Origin of the sequence: Streptomyces sp. NPDC002265 (assembly GCF_040296125.1) — a bacterium.
Taxonomy (GTDB): domain Bacteria; phylum Actinomycetota; class Actinomycetes; order Streptomycetales; family Streptomycetaceae; genus Streptomyces.
Genome location: NZ_JBEOWS010000244.1, coordinates 1 through 15,011 on the forward strand (window position 1 = coordinate 1; position 15,011 = coordinate 15,011).

The window sequence follows — 15,011 nt, forward strand, 5'->3', positions numbered from 1 at the left end:
TCAGGCTGCCCTCAGCTTCACCCAGCCGCTGCGACGGCCAGGAGTCGAAGGTCTCTCACCCCCGCTCGACTTCAAGCGCCTCGTGGCGCACATGAACCTCGGCCCAGTCGATTCCGCAGGTGGCGTGCACCACGCACCCCTTTCCGAGGGTTCGCTGTCCGCCGGCATCGGGCCGCGGCAGGACCACCCGGCGCCCTAATAGAAGCGCTCGCGGGCGCACCACCCCATCAGCCGTCCGTGGCCCCAGCTCTGCTCAGGGCCCCTCACTCTCGTGAAGACCTCGACGGCTCCGGCTGACGAGGAGGTGGCCCTGGGAATGACTCGAATCACGGAACGGTACGGCTAGCGAGCCAGTGACGGCAGGGACCAGAACACATCCCTATTGTCGAAGCACTCACGGTGCTGCATACAGCACAGATGTCCCGCCCGGCCCCTGCCCGGACTGACCAACGGCCAACCCGTATGCCTATTAGGCGTACCTGGGGACCGGCCACCCCGTCCGCGTTCCGATCCGAGGCCGTCGGCTCAAGAGATGGAAGCGCCGGCACAACAGCAGTCACGCCAAGATCTGCTGTTTGGTCGAGCAGGCGATGGCGGTACTGAAGAGCTGGCGGCTCCTTCGGAAGCTCCGCTGCAGTACCATCGCATCACCGTGATCGTCCAGGCCACGCCAGTCCTCCATCACGCGTCAGCGTGAGGTCGGAAAAGGCTCAAGGATTTCGCCGCCTCCGCGGAAAAAACCCTCAGCCGGTCAGAGCACCAAAACTCAGCTCCGCAGGCCCCGGCTGGCCAGCAGGCATGAAGAACAAGCACCATGCACGCGAGCACCCCGTCGGGAAACAGAACAAACCTAACCTCGCGACAGCCACCACAGGCAGCAAAGCTGTATAAATGCCAAGCTTAGCTCAGCATTGAGGCCGACGTTCGCCAGGGCGTCGACGATGGCTTGGTGGACGATGGCGTATTGGCGAAAAAGGAGCCGGTTGTCGGCGGTCTCCTCTGCTTAGAGAAGACCCCGTTGGAGGGCGAAGGCCACGGCATGCACCCTGTTACGCAGATCGCATCTTGTTATCACTTGATGAATGATGTTCTTGACGGTCCGCTCTGAATAGTGCAAGGCTGCCGCAATTTCTGAAGTATTGAACCCGGCCGCAAGCTGTCGCAGCACTGCGATCTCCCGAGCCGTAAGGGCGGCGGGTGTGTCGCCTTCATGCGAGTCCTGGTCTTTCCATCGCTGATCCCGGATTTGTTCGAGCAGACACCTCACCAGGGGCTGCGGCAGCGAGGCTCCGCCGCGGGCTACAGCACTAAGCGCCCTGTCGATGTCTGTGAGTGTTACCCGTCTCCGGGGCACGAAAGCGGTAAGGCCGAGCTCCACGGCTCGGGCGAGTTGACTTGGAGTGGGACTGTTTGCGATGAGTACCAGCCGGGGAGGCTGGCCAGCGGACTCCTGTGCGTACTGTTCTGCCCTGGTGAAAATTTTGTCCGTAATCTCTGTGGCGATGATGAGCAGGATATCTGGACGTTCGACCGTGTCTGGCGTAAGCACATCCACATAGGCATGAGCTGTCAGGTAGGCAGTGACCCCTTCCTCGGTCAGTGGGTCTTCTGTCAGTACGATCACTTGTGTTTGGCGCGGCAGGCTGGAACCGCTCATCGAGAACACCTCTCCAAGTTCTTGAAGTTCTCGTTTCGAGAATATGCACGCCGAGATGCCGAAATTGGAAAAGTGAGCCTCGGGTCTCTTGGTCTTGTCAGGTCGTTGCGAATCTTCGCCATCCCGGGAAACCGATGGCGGCGTGCGCGCCTCCCCCATAGCGGCAAATCGGCCATAGTGCGTCACATGTGGGCGGTGGTCGACCGTCAGGGCGATGCCGATGGGGCTGGTTTTGGATCACGCCTCGGGTGCGATTGGGGGTGATCACTGCTCGATCGGGGCGATCTTGATCGTCGCGGCTTCCCTCTGTTGCGCCGCAAGGCGTGATATTGAAGTCGCCTTCAATATAGAAGTCGGCTGCTACAGTGTCAAATATGGACAATGATCACAGGGGCCTGGACAAAGAGCTTCCTCAGCCGGTGGAGTTCGGCCTCACCCTGAAGCGAGCCCTGCACCTGTTCACGATGCGGACCGATGAGGCCCTACGGCCAATCGATCTCAACCTCGGCCTGTGGTCGGTGTTGCGCGAGTTGTCCCGCATGCCGGGAGCCTCAGCGTCAGAACTAGCCAGGGCTTCGTTCCATGCACCACAGACTCTGGGATCTCTGCTGCACCGACTGGAATCGCTGGGACTAGTGGTGCGCACCACCGGGCGCGGCCGGATCATTGAGAACCACTTGACAGAAGCGGGTCGGGAGGTTGTCAAGCAGGCGAACGCAACTGTCGAATGCATCATCAGCGAAGCCCTGAGCGTGTTCACCAAGGCAGACCGGGAGACCTTCGAGCGGTTGGCCACCAGTCTCGTGGCTGCTCTAAGCCGCCCTTGAAAGCGCACGGCTACGGGAAGTAGCACCGACATATGACCTACAACGTGTCAAAAGCCCTGACGGTCAGCGACTGAGCCGCGTGGGGCTGAGGTGACGGCCGACATGCCAGCGCGGACCACGACCCCGGCCACATCGGCGACTTCCTCAACCGGCATGGCAGCGGCGGCGTGCACCACCTCGCCTTCGCCACCGAAAACATCATCGAGGCGCCACCGCCCGCATGCGCGAGGGCGGCGTCGTGTTCCTGAGCACCCCGGACACCTACTACGACCGGCTGCCCGACCGCCTCGTCCACACCCACCACCCGGTCGCCGCGCTGCGCGGAGCCGGCATCCTCGCAGACGAGGACCACGCGGGTCAGCTCTACCAGATCTTCACACGGACCATCCACCCGCGCCGGACCCTGTTCTTCGAGGTCGTCGAGCGGATCGGTGCCAGTGCCGAGAGCTTCGGCAACGGAAACGTGCGCGCCCTGTACGAGGCCGTCCAGGCCGAGCGCGACGCGACCGTGCAGGGCGCGAAGTGACCGGCACGGCCTTTGCCGAGCTGCTCGCGCCGGCCGAGGCCATGCAGCCGGCGTCGGCCGCTCTGCCTTCGATGATCGAGCGGTTCGTCAACGGAGCCGCCGACGCCGAAATCACCCTGCGGGCCAAACGAGCAGCATTGGACGACACCTGTCTCGTCCCTCGCGTCCTGCAGAACGTATCGGTCACCGACTCCACCATGGACCTCCTGGCCGAACCCGTGGCCATGCCCGCGGCAATCGCGCCGATGGCCTACCAGGAGGCCGTCCACCCCGACGGTGAACTGGGGGTCGCGCGGGCGGCACGCGACGCTGGTGTGCCCTTCACTAGCAGCACCTTCAGCAGCGTTCCGGTCGAGGAGGTCGCTGCTGTCGGCGGGACGACCTGGTTCCAGCTGTACTGGCTCCGGGACCGGGGAGTGACGGCCGAACTGCTCGCACATGCGGAGTCCGCCGGGTGCACGGCCTTGATCCTCACGGTGGACACCCCCCGAATGGGTCGCCGTCAGGCAGACCTGCGCGGATCCTTCAAACTGCCCGAAGACGTCCGGGCGGCCCACTTCGACCACAGCGCGGCGGGCCTTCCCAACGGACCGCAAGGCGGCGTCAGCGCCATCGCGGCGCAGACCACCAGCCTCGTGGACCCGTCCCTCTCGTGGCACGACCTGGAATGGCTACGAGAGCACACCCAGCTGCCCTTGATCCTCAAAGGCATCCTGCACCCACAGGACGCCGCGACCGCCGCGGACCTCGGCGTGGACGGACTCGTGGTGTCGAACCACGGCGGCCGTCAACTCGACGGCCCGCCACCGGCGCTCGCCGCCCTGCCAGCGGTTGTCGGCGCCGTCGAAGGCCGCTGCGAGGTGCTGTTCGACAGTGGCATCCGCAGCGGTACGGACATGCTCAAAGCACTCGCCCTCGGCGCCAGCGTGGCCCTCCGGGGGCGGCCCGTCTTGTGGGGGCTTGCCATTGGCGGTGAGGCGGGAGCACACCGGATCCTCGACCTGTTCCGCACCGAGCTGCACAGCGCGATGGCACTGGCTGGGTGCCCCGACCTGGACGCGGTGCGGCATCTGGCCACCATGAACAGGATGCTTCCCCTTCCAGCCGAGGAAAGCCGCCGATGACCGGGTCCGTGCTGCCAGCCTCTGTACGGCCCGGCCGGGGCTCGTCCACCAGCCCGTCCAGCCGGGCAGCCAGACTTCGTCCCTGCCTTCGGTACCCTCCAGCCGGAACTGCCACGAGCCGCCCGCCGCTCGGTCCAGCACCCTGCGGGCCATGTCGAGCAGCTGCGGGCCCTGCGTCACGTCGAGGGTCGTGTGGGGATGGGCCAGGATCGACCGGGGACGCGGTTCGAAGGTGACCTTGCTGTGCGGCCACGCCGTCCAGCCATTGCGTCGTTCCCAGCGCCATGGCGCGGGCGTCGGCACCGGCGGCTCCGCGGGCCGCGGGAGGGAGGCGGCGCCGGTGTTTCGACCGGCACGCTCAGCACCACCTCCCCCGCCCCGCGGCGGCCTGCTCACCACCTGGGGCTCCCGGACCTATCAGCGTCCGGTCCAAGTCTGCGGAGACGAACGCCTGCGTGCCGATCAGATGTCCGGAGGGCACGCCGCGCAGCCACTGCCGCGGCCGCCAGTGGCCACCGCTGTGGACCGTGAACCGGACGCCGTAGCGGTACCAGTCGGCGCCGCCCGTGGTGATCGAGGTGACCTCGTCCCCACCCGCCAGCGCGAAGCCGCTCTCCGACTCCGTGCGGCGGCCGTAGCGCACGCCGGCCTCCGCTGTCTCCGCCTGCAGCGGCATGCCGGCGGTCCCCTGGGCGCCGTCGCGCAGAGAGTCCGCGCCTTCGACGCCGACCTGGCAGCAACGCCCACTGCTGCGCTGCGCGCCGAGGCTGTCGCTGCGCGGCGCGCTGAAGCGGCCCCGCTGTTCCGTCCGCCTGCCGAGGTACTCTCCGGTGGTCAGCGCCGCCTGGACCCGGATCTCGATGCGCCTGCGCCCGAACGGGGTCCACTGGTCCACACCGATCCGCAGGCCGTTGTCCAGCATCGCGGCCAGGTTCGACGCCATGCTCTGGTGCGACAGCCCGGCGGACACCTCACGCGTGTTGTGCAGGACCGTCAGAAAGTCATCGGTGTTGCGCCATCGGGCGTTGCCCGGATACAGCTCGGCCAGCAGGGCCACCAGGTCCGGGTAGGTGGCGCCGAGTTCCCTCAGCACTTGGTCCGCGAAGGACCCGGCGCCGCGGCCCCGCTCCCCATCGCCCTGCGGCGGGTCGCCCTGCGGAAAGCTGATCTCGTGCACGCGGGCCACCCCGAGCGAATGCTCCGTGACGAGCAGCGGCACCGGCTGCCGCTCGTCCTGGCCGCGCAGGGCGACCTGCCCCGCCAGTCGCTGCCCCTCGCCGAGGGCCACCCGGTTTCCTGGTTCTGGTGCCCGACCCGCGGGGGTCCGTGGCCGTTGCTGCCAGTTGTCTGTTCGGGTCGCCTCGGCCGCAGCGGGTGTCCTGGCCGGTGCCCGCTCGCTCACCGCGATCACGGAATGGATCAGCGACGTCCCCGTGTGGGCCTGCCGGATTCCCGGCTTCCCCACCGACCGCTCGCTGGCACCGTGTCCGTCCCGCGCCACCTCAGCCGGCCCGGGACTGCGGGCGATCGCCGTCGACGGCAAGGCCCTGCGCGGCTCACGCACCTCCGTCACCGGAGACGTCGCCCTGCTCGCCGTGACGGACCACACCGGTCACGTCCCAGCCCAGCGCCAGGCCGCCGACAAGAGCAACGAGATCCCCGCCTTCCGGCTCCTGCTGCACAGCGTCGACCTGACCAGCACGGTCATCACCGCCGACGCGCCACACACCCAGCACGCCCACGGCACCTACCTCCGCGAGCGCGGTGCCCACTACATCGCTCAGGTCAACGCCAACCACCCCGGCCTCTTCCACGCATCCGCCACCTGCCCTGGCGCGAGATCACGCTCGGCCGCTACGACCGTACCCGGGCCCGCCACCGCCTAGAGATCCGGCGGCTGAAAGACCACCGCCTACGCCCACCTCGACCACCCCGACGCCAGCCAGGCCCTCCAAGTCGTGTGCTGGAAGAAGGACTTCACCAGCGGCAAGCTCACCACCGCACGCTTCTACCCGATCACCGGCCTGCCGCCCGACCCGGCTACCGGCTCCCGGCTCCCGGCTCGCGGACTGGATCAGAGACCACTGGAAGATCGAGAATCTTCTGCACCACGTCCGCGACCGCACCTTCCGCAAGGACGCCTCCAAAATCCACGTCGGCCACCTCCCACGCATCATGGCCGACCCGCGCAACCTCGCCATCGACGTCCACCGTCAGGACGGCCACACCAACATCGCCACCGCCCTACGTCACACCGCCCGCGACTGGCGAAGGCCCCTGACCGCCCCCGACACCACCGGATGAATCCGCACAGACCTCGATCACGCAAGGGACCCTGGTTCCCTTGGTCGGACCATCACGGGTGCCGTTTCGTCGTCCGCCCGAGTTTGGCGTTTGGACTCGGCGCCACGATGCCGTTTCCACCTGTTCACTTCGCCGTCACCTGCGAATCGTAGGAATGATCGACTGGCCGCTCGTGTCCTTACTGGCGCCGAGGCCCCGAACCACCAGGAATCGAAGGGACATGAAGACGCTCTCAGGAATCCAGGCGACCTCGAAGACGGTCTGCTTTCGGATCGTCGACACGCTCCGGGGACTCGTCGATGCCGGGCTGCTGGAGAGAGGCGACCTACAGCCTGCCGCCGTTCATCTGATCGGGGCCCTGGAAGGTGCATTCATTCACGCAATGGATTCCCTGCCCCAGTTGAAGGGGTCGAACCAGGAAGCACTGGTGGCTCTCGCGTCGGAGCCGGAGACCGGCCCCGACGGTGAACTCGCCGTCCTGCCGACACCTGATGGCGCCTCCTTCGACGTGCGTGGTCTGGAACGGTGGTGGAGAGAACACACGCCGTCCGCCGATCCGTCCTACGACTCCGTCAGAAACGAGGCGGCGAGGCTGGTCTCCCAAGTGCTCGACGACGAGCGCCCCATACGGGCGGCGACGGAAGGTACTCCTTTGGGGAAGCTGTCTCCCGTCGAGCTGGCCGTGCACTTCGTCACGGCCTACCTGCTCCACCACCGAGGGCGAGTGGACAGCGCTGAAGGCGCGGAGAACCTAGCGTTGACCATCGCCGCCTTGGCCCCGCTACGCGGCCGCCCGGCGGAAGCAAGTGCCGCCGTCACGGCCGCCCCAAAGAACACTGCAGCCCCCGAACCACGGAGGGCCAATGGAGTCGTGGCCTATCTGGACGCTCCGAGAAAGGTACGGGAGGTTCCTCAGGCCGCCACGAAATCGGGCAGGCGCACGATTCACAGGCAGAGCGGCGGCCAGCGGGACGTGGCAGGGCTGCGCACTGTTGTCGACAAAGTGGCGATGGCTCATCTCCGTACCGGCCCAGCCGAGAAGACTTCATTGGAGTCGTGCCTCGCTCTCCTGGAGAGTCTGGAGCGAGAGCTATACCACGAACCGCCGCAGACGGCATTCGCGGGACACCGTGGAGGCCCCAGTGCGGTGCGCGCAGGGATGACTGTGAACGACTCCCATATCGGCACCGGCCGGGAGGACATGACCCTGGCCCGTGGGAGAACCTGGACGCGGGTGGGGACGTCCTGGGCTTCGCTGGTGAAAGCGGTGGAGGCACAGGGCGTGGGCACGACAGCTCTGGTGCTGGGGCATCGTCCCAACGGGAGGATCGGACACGCAGTCGCGCTGAGCCACACCACTGAGGGCCTGCGCTGGATCGAACCACAAGGCAGTCCCGGTAACCGCGTGCTGGTCACGAAGCCCGGCCGACTGGCCGCCGTCTTCGCACGGGCCGTGCTGATCGACGCCAGGGGAAATGTCGTCCACGACGCTCTGCCCCACTGGCAGGAGTCGGATTCCCTGGGGGCCTCTCTCACGGACGCAGCTACAAACCGCCGATACGGCGCTCGCGATTCCCTCGACAGTGCCCCCGTCAAACTGAGACGACCCGACACCGAGACGGTCCCTGTGCCTGTGACGGACGACAAGCACACTCATCCGGACCGCCCGCGGGCCAGGACCCAGTCCCATGGGTCTCAGCCCGCTGCCCCTGACGTGGCAGAGCCCATCGTCCCTCTGGATCGTCAGCGGACGATCACCCAATCCGCATCCCGGCAGGCGGAGCCCCCCACCGACCTGCACAGCACGGTCCAAGAGGAGGGTCCGGCACCGACAGATCCCGCAACCACCTTCGACCGCCAGGCACCGAGCCGGATCACCGAGGGCCGACGCCTTGCCGCCTCTGACCTGCTGGTGAGCCTGCATCAGCAGGAAGCCGTCATTGTCGACCGGATCACGGCCGTTTTCGAGAGGGCATTCGGTGCCGACATGCCCGCGGCGCGAACCATCGTCGAGCAGGCCTTCGGCCCGGAGACGCTACGCCCGCTCATCTCGGCGATGACCCGCAACGAACGCTGGGCGACACCCATCAGCGGCGGTGGATGGTCGGGACAGATCGCCGTCCGCGCAGTGCTGGGGGATCTGCGCTACCGACATACCGAAAGCCCTGTGGAGATCGAATTCGAGGGCGGTTCCTCGCATCAGGGAAGCCGGGAGCAGATCACCGATCGACGGCGACGGCTGCAGGGAAACCTGCAGGGACGACTCACCTTCGCGACATGGAGCATGACGGAGTCACTCTCTGTGTCAGGTGAACACCTCCGGGGCGACAAGGGCCTTCACGGCGGAAGCTTCATCGCCCGGCACAAGACAAAGGAGGCTGCCGCGCTCTTCGACGGCGATGTGAAGCTGCTGATCGACCTCAGCGGCCTGATGCGACACGGAAGGCCGTTCACCAGTGATGGAAACGCCGGGCCGCTGAGCATCCCCGGCATCGCGGTGACCGTGGCGATCCCCGAGCGCGACACCGTGGACGCGACAGGCCGAAGCCAACACTTCGAAGAGCGACTCGCCCCGCCCTCGCGCCTTACCGCCGGGCGCATGGCCCTCTCCGACATCGTGACGGATGTCTGGCCGGCCGACGCCGCTTCGAGCGACGCCGTCAGCGACTTGCTGCGCAACGTGGATTCGGAGGGGCAGAGGTTCTTCGGCCGGTCGTTGTGGCCATCGATCCGCGGCAAACTGACCGAGGAACTGAGCCTGAGCGCGCTCCACCAGAACCTGACCGGTATGACGGCCGGACAACCTCTCACGGTCGAGGCCTTCAACGACCAGGGCGCCGTGACCGGCACCATTGAGATCACGGCCAAGGTGGTGTCAGCGGTCCAGAGCGGCGAGACCAGGCAGACGGAGTTCAATGTCGGCACGGCGGTCGTCCGCTCCCTGGCCCACGAGGACGTCTCGTCCCACGCTCTCCAGCTGCCCGCCCCCCTCCAGTTCAATGTCACGTCGATGGGCGGCCAGCCGATCACCACGGGCGGCGGGTCGTCCGTGCAATTCGGCCGTGACCGCGTCCGGCAGTCCCGGACGGTCTTCGAAATCGGGACCACCACCAAGACCAAGGTTCCCGGCGTACTCTTCGACGGTGTCGCCGAGCTGCAATTCGCGATGCACAAAGGCACACCCCGACCCGACCGAGACAGCACCGAAGCCCGAACAAGACTCTGCTTCACCGTCCTGCTCGAGCGCCATGAGGCAGGCCGGGCCGAAGCCCTCGCGGAGCCCGATGGGCCTACCGCACTCGCCGACCCCACACCGCCGGTGGACCCCAGGACCGGGCACCGGCTCTGGGAACCCGGCACCGTGGTCCACGCTCCACCGGCCGAGATCTGGAGCGCCGCAACGGGGGGCCTCAACGACCGAGTGGTCGTACGTGACCTGCCCGACCTGTCGACCCTGCGTGAACGAATCGACAGGCTCGGGCGTCAGGCTGTGGGCAGAGAGCTTTGGGACACCACCCGCGCAGATGTGCTCGCCGCGTTCCACCAGCAACGCCTCGCCGCGCGCATCACCTCGATGACGCGCGGGTATGAGCTTCGCTCCCCGGTGGTCGACGGGGTCGCACTGTCGGCCACGGCAGCTGTCGAGAGGATGGAGTTCAAGTACTACCAGGACAAGGCCGAACTCAACACGGTCAATGAGTCCACGACATCCGAGTCGGCCCAGCGGCTGTGGTCGGACACCACGGCCGCGCAGGTCTCGGGGGGTGGCACGGCAACCGTGGACCACACCGGAGATACCTTGAACGTCGGTGGTGTCCATGGGGAGCAGTGGCGGTACCGCCAGGGAACGCAGCACGGAATCACCCACAAATTGGCATCCAACGGCAAGAGCCGGGATCCCCGTGCGATCTTCACCGCCTGGGTCAAGGTCGCCGTCACGGTAACCGACGTTGGCAGGCAAACCGTCGAGCTGCCCGTCGAGATCAGCATGGATGCGCGCGAGACCCAGCTGTACACGGTAGGTGAAGACGGGTTGGCTGTCTTCACGCGGGACACCATCACCCGCCGGCAGACCCCCATCCTCCCCCCTACCCCGCGCAAGCCTCCCCAGCGCTTCACGGAACGCGGGGCGATGAGCGCATCCGACGTGGTACACAGCCTGGGACCGGAGACCATTCAGGTTCTGAACGACATCGAAACGGAACTCAGGACCCGGTTCGGGACCCTCTCGGACGAAGTGAGGGAACGGCTGTCGAATCGCTTCGACCCGTTCGTCCTGGCGGCAGAGCTGTCAAGCCTGACCCGCGGCGGCGCCATCCGGGCGGAGGTCCCGCTGCGCGGGCATCGTGTGACGATCGTCGTGCGGGCCGAACTTGCACCAGGCTTCCGGCATCTCCGGAGCATTCCTCACTACGAGTTCGAATTCGGGACGCAACAGCGCGTCTCCTCCGGCACGACCCAGGATTTCTGGCATCGAAGGACCACGGGCCCGCTCCTCAGGTTCAAAGACCACCACGCGGAGGTCTGGGGTGGCTACCAGCAATTGTGGGACCGCAGCCGGGGCCTCGCACAGGGCAGCACCGCTCGGGGCGTCAGCAGCGTCAAAACGGTGGAGGATGCCGACCTGTTCGAGGGGCACGTGCTCATCACCACGGAGATCGTGGTCCACGGACTTGCGCCGAGAACCATCCCGCCGGGCCCTCCAGTAAAGGTCGTCACCACTATCTCGGTGCCCAGCCGCGACACGGATCCTGGCAGTGTCCAGCCGCTGGGCAAACCCGATTGGCCGCGCCGTATCGCGGACAGTCTGCGCCTGGGCAGCACTGACATCGTCACCGACGTCTACTTGCTCGGACCGGAGCGAGGCCGCGATGCCGGGGCGGAGCACACGATCCGGCCTCTGGACGAGTCGGGTTCAACCGTACTCGGTACCGACTGGCGCGGTATGAGGGAGAAGATCCGGGCTGCCCTCCTCGACCGTGACCTGCCTGCCAAGCTCAAGCCGATGATGGCGGGGCACGAGATCGTCCTGCGGCACGGGCGAAGCACAGTCCGCATCTCCGCACACGTGGAGGAGCTGTCCCGTGCGAACCGGACAGGGAGCACGGAGTTCAACTCGGGCGTCGGTATGCAGCGGGGCTTCGCCAGTACCGACGGATCGATCATGGAGGGGCGCGGAATCGGCCACTCCGTGACGGCCGGAGCCTTGGTTACGGTACCCACCCCCATCGGAGTGTCGCCCGTGGTCGGCGGCAACGTCACCGTGAGCTGGGGACAGGATCGACAGGACCGTGAAGCCTGGTCGATCGGTGTGGGCGTGTCCTCGAAGGCGAAGCACCCTGCCGTATCGTACGTCGGCGTTGCGCGTCTGGTGATCCGAATGGAACGCGCGCCCCTGGTGGCGATGGGCGACCAGAACCGGGTCGTGCCCCAGCCGCCGCGGTCCGATGGCTTTCCGCGTGCGGCTTGGCGATCGCTGCGACGCATCGGGACTCCCTCACGCACCATGGCGAGCATGCAGGTCGGGTTCACCGCGCTCGTCGAAAGTGAGACCGCAGAGGGTGCCTCCAAGGCAGCGGCTCCGATGCCGGCCCGCCCGGACGGTCTCCTGCCCAAGCCCGTGGAGGTCCGGATTCCTCCTCGGCGCGTCTGGAGCCAGGGGCTGCTCGACACCGACGTGGTCCGCGATCTCAACTCCGAGGGCATCGCCGACATCCTTCGGGTATTCGGCGCCCGCTGGGCCGGAAAGCGCAGCTGGGAGCAGATGGCGGAGACGGCTCAGCACACGCTCGACCGCACCCGGCTTGCCACGCATGTGAATCTCCGATCGGCCGAGGAGGACCTCAGTGTGCCCTATGTGAGGCGCCGGCTGATCGGTCCCGCGAGCGGCGTCCATGCAAACCTGCGTGTGGTCAGCCTGCGATACGTCGGCTTGGACGCGAAGGCGGAGCTGAGCCCCGCGAACGAGGTCAGCACCACCCGAACGAACACGCGGCTGCACTGGAACTCGCTCGCGGCACAGGCCCAAGTCGGTGTCGCAGAAGGCACAGCCTTTGTAGGCGGAAGAGTACTCGCGGGTTTCGGCTCAGAGTTGCGCAAGCGCCAGGGCTCCTCCCTGGTAGATGGTGGGCACACGGTGTCCCACGGGAAGCTGCCTACCCCGATGGCTGTCTACCATGGCTACGTTGAAGTCAGCGTGACGATCGAGGGGCCGTCAGGCCCGCGACGGGAGAACGGCGTCGTACCTGTCGAAATCGCCATTCCCGTGAATGACACCGAAGTCGCGGAGGTGAACAGGATCCCGATCTTCACTCCGCGGCAGCAGGGAGTCGAGGGTTATGTTGTCACGGACCCGCGGCAGGACGGTCCGCATATGGAGCGCAAGGGTCTCGACGACAAGGTGCCGGACATCGTGCCGGAAGCCGATGGGCAGATCGAGACGCTGATCGCCCGATATGCGAATCCCGCGGAGTGGGCGGAAAACGCCTGGGGGAAAACCTCCCAGAACGAGAGGACATACGAGGTTCTGAGTGCGGTACGGGCCATCGTGACGGAATACTTTCCGGCTCTGCCGCTCTACATACACGAGGCCCAAGAAGGCTTCGAGCGCTTGCCCCGTGGCGAACTCCTCGCCCGAGCCCTCACCAGCGACGTCATGCGCGGTGAACTCAGGCTTCCCGCGGATCATCCGAACGCACGCGCCGAAGAGACCGCGGCTGCACCCAGGACACGAGTGCCGGATGTCCGGTCGATCCTGTCGTACTGCGCCGCATTCACGGACACGCTCGAGGTTTTGAGGTCCCCCGTCCCCCTCGTGGACGCCCCGTCGGCCCAGCGCGCCAAGACGCCGGTTCACGACGACCATGCCGCCCTTGGCGACCCTGCCGGGCCGGCAATGGACGACGAACACCATCCTGTCAACGGGCCAGAGCGAGGGAACTCCCCAGGGGCCCCCGTTCCCGAAGGTCGACGAAACGCGCCTGACGCATCCTCTCTGGAAGCCACGCCCGTGCCTCCCGTCTTCGACGAGCCCCACGGCCGGGTGGCCGATGACGCCCCCGACGCCCGGCCAGCTCCCCCTGCCCACGACGAAGCGCTTCTCCATCGCTCGCCCGCCTTCGATGAAAACGGTGGGGCCAAGGGCGCGGAAGCCGCGCTGCCTGCAGCGCGCACCAGCCTTCACGGCGCTGATCCAGACAGCGAGAAACCTGAAACCCGTCCGGCAAGCCCAGCGGGGGCCACTCGCACCCAGGAACAACAGGCGGACGAACCAGTAAGTCGTCCGGCGCCGACCTCAGTGTTCGCCCCCGCGCCGACCGACTACGCCCCGGGGCTGGCCTTGGGGCCAGAATGGCGGCCGTTGGCGATAGAAGTAGAGGCGATCCGACACGAAATCGAATTCCCGCTGCCAAGCCTCCTCGGCGGTGAGGACGTCTCACGCACCCTGGCACGACTGGCTGAGCTCATGGAGAAGCTTCGATCGACCATCGGCAAGGAACGAGAAGAAGTCGCCCGGCAGGTCGACGAAGCAATCAACCCACTCGTGGAACGGGCTGCCGAGCACATCCGCCGACACCTTGCCGGCAGCACCACCCACGTCCTGGGCATGGAGAACTCCGACTTCGTCCTCACGACCGTCGACAACTCCCAGGTCGCTCTCGTATTCGCCCAAACGCTTGCCGACAAGCTGGAACACCGCGTCATGGTTCAGCTCTCGGCCGGCATGCGCGCTACGATCTGTAACGACTGACGCGCTGAAAGCTGGCTCGTACACGGCGCGACCACCAGGCCCGTACCGTCCCATGTGGGTACGCAACACCGCGCTGCTGGCCCGCTCGGCCTCGGTCGAGCCCGTGACGTCCAGCAACAGCCCGTCCAACGGGCGGGCAGCCGCACCCAGGGGTGGTACCTCCCGAGCACAAGAGGTCCGACGGGAGAGGACGACAGCTGGCCTGGCTAGGATCAAGGACGCCCTCGGGTAGATGATCAAGACCCGAACACCGATCACGTATGACCGCGGTCGCCCCGGCGCAGACGTCTCGCGGACGTTCCTCCACTAGCACGCCGAAGCCCGGGCGCTAGTCGACGCGGCGATGAGCCAAGCGGCCGTCAGGTGGGCCCAAGACCTCCAGACCGCACAGGACGAGCTCGAAGCATCCTGGCGCGAGCGGGCCCTGAACACCGAGGCCGCCCTCAAGACCGCTCCCGCCGAAATCCTCGCCCAGCGCGAACAGATCGCCGAGCTGATCGGGCAGGCCCGGGACCTGAAGAGCGAATGGTCGGAAGAAGACATCGCCCGGATCATCACCGAGAATGGGAGCCTGAAGAGGCAGGTCCGCGAACTGAGCACGAAGAGCAAGTCCCTGACTGGGAAGCTGTCCACCGCCCGCCACAACGTCCGCTTCGCCGACAAGCGTATCGCTGACCTCAAAGTGCAACTCACCGAGCAGAACCACTCCACGATGGGGTCTGATGCAGGTTCGGGTGACAGGGTCAACCTGTCACCCCCCCCAACAAGACCCCCCGCGTGGCCGGGGCGCCCGCCCCGGGGCCGGCCGCGAGAGCCACGGCCA

Annotated in this window: 10 protein-coding genes and 1 pseudogene; 9 read left to right on the top strand and 2 right to left on the bottom strand. The window is 66.8% G+C overall.

The features are described from left to right. Together ABT085_RS32285 and ABT085_RS32290 are read left to right on the top strand one after the other, a co-directional pair. On the top strand, positions 1-199 hold a 199-nt coding region (locus ABT085_RS32285), incomplete at its 5' end, for a hypothetical protein (RefSeq protein WP_351615933.1). Positions 200-476: 277 nt separating this feature from the next. Then, positions 477-697, top strand: a pseudogene (locus ABT085_RS32290) (transposase family protein); the annotation flags it as partial. A gap of 306 nt (positions 698-1,003) precedes the next feature. Here the strand turns inward: ABT085_RS32290 and ABT085_RS32295 are convergent. After that, positions 1,004-1,843, bottom strand: a complete 840-nt coding sequence (locus ABT085_RS32295; RefSeq protein ID WP_351615936.1) for a helix-turn-helix transcriptional regulator — start codon at positions 1,841-1,843, stop codon at positions 1,004-1,006. A gap of 188 nt (positions 1,844-2,031) precedes the next feature. Between ABT085_RS32295 and ABT085_RS32300 the strand changes: the two genes are divergently transcribed. The 3 genes from ABT085_RS32300 to ABT085_RS32310 all read left to right on the top strand — a co-directional run bounded on the left by ABT085_RS32300 (position 2,032) and on the right by ABT085_RS32310 (position 4,134). Further along, positions 2,032-2,484, top strand: a complete 453-nt coding sequence (locus tag ABT085_RS32300; protein WP_152889963.1) for a MarR family winged helix-turn-helix transcriptional regulator — start codon at positions 2,032-2,034, stop codon at positions 2,482-2,484. Between the two features lie 220 nt (positions 2,485-2,704). After that, entirely contained in the window at positions 2,705-3,010 is a 306-nt protein-coding gene (locus ABT085_RS32305) for a 4-hydroxyphenylpyruvate dioxygenase family protein (RefSeq protein ID WP_351615938.1), read from the top strand. After that, on the top strand, positions 3,007-4,134 hold the full coding sequence (locus ABT085_RS32310) for an alpha-hydroxy acid oxidase (protein WP_351615940.1): 1,128 nt from the start codon (positions 3,007-3,009) through the stop codon (positions 4,132-4,134). The genes ABT085_RS32305 and ABT085_RS32310 overlap by 4 nt, the downstream gene beginning before the upstream one ends. A gap of 358 nt (positions 4,135-4,492) precedes the next feature. Here ABT085_RS32310 and ABT085_RS32315 read toward each other — a convergent pair whose 3' ends face one another. Continuing rightward, complete coding sequence (locus ABT085_RS32315; RefSeq protein WP_351615943.1) at positions 4,493-5,422, bottom strand: hypothetical protein; 930 nt, start codon at positions 5,420-5,422, stop codon at positions 4,493-4,495. A gap of 55 nt (positions 5,423-5,477) precedes the next feature. Between ABT085_RS32315 and ABT085_RS32320 the strand changes: the two genes are divergently transcribed. The 4 genes from ABT085_RS32320 to ABT085_RS32335 all read left to right on the top strand — a co-directional run. Next, a complete protein-coding gene (locus ABT085_RS32320; protein ID WP_351615945.1) occupies positions 5,478-6,020 on the top strand; it encodes a transposase in 543 nt (180 codons plus the stop codon). Positions 6,021-6,309: 289 nt separating this feature from the next. Further along, positions 6,310-6,438, top strand: a complete 129-nt coding sequence (locus ABT085_RS32325; RefSeq protein WP_351615948.1) for a hypothetical protein — start codon at positions 6,310-6,312, stop codon at positions 6,436-6,438. A 220-nt stretch (positions 6,439-6,658) separates the two neighbouring features. Beyond that, a complete protein-coding gene (locus ABT085_RS32330; protein WP_351615951.1) occupies positions 6,659-14,188 on the top strand; it encodes a toxin glutamine deamidase domain-containing protein in 7,530 nt (2,509 codons plus the stop codon). 343 nt (positions 14,189-14,531) lie between these two features. Then, a partial coding sequence (locus tag ABT085_RS32335; protein ID WP_351615954.1) for a hypothetical protein occupies positions 14,532-15,011 on the top strand: 480 nt, incomplete at its 3' end.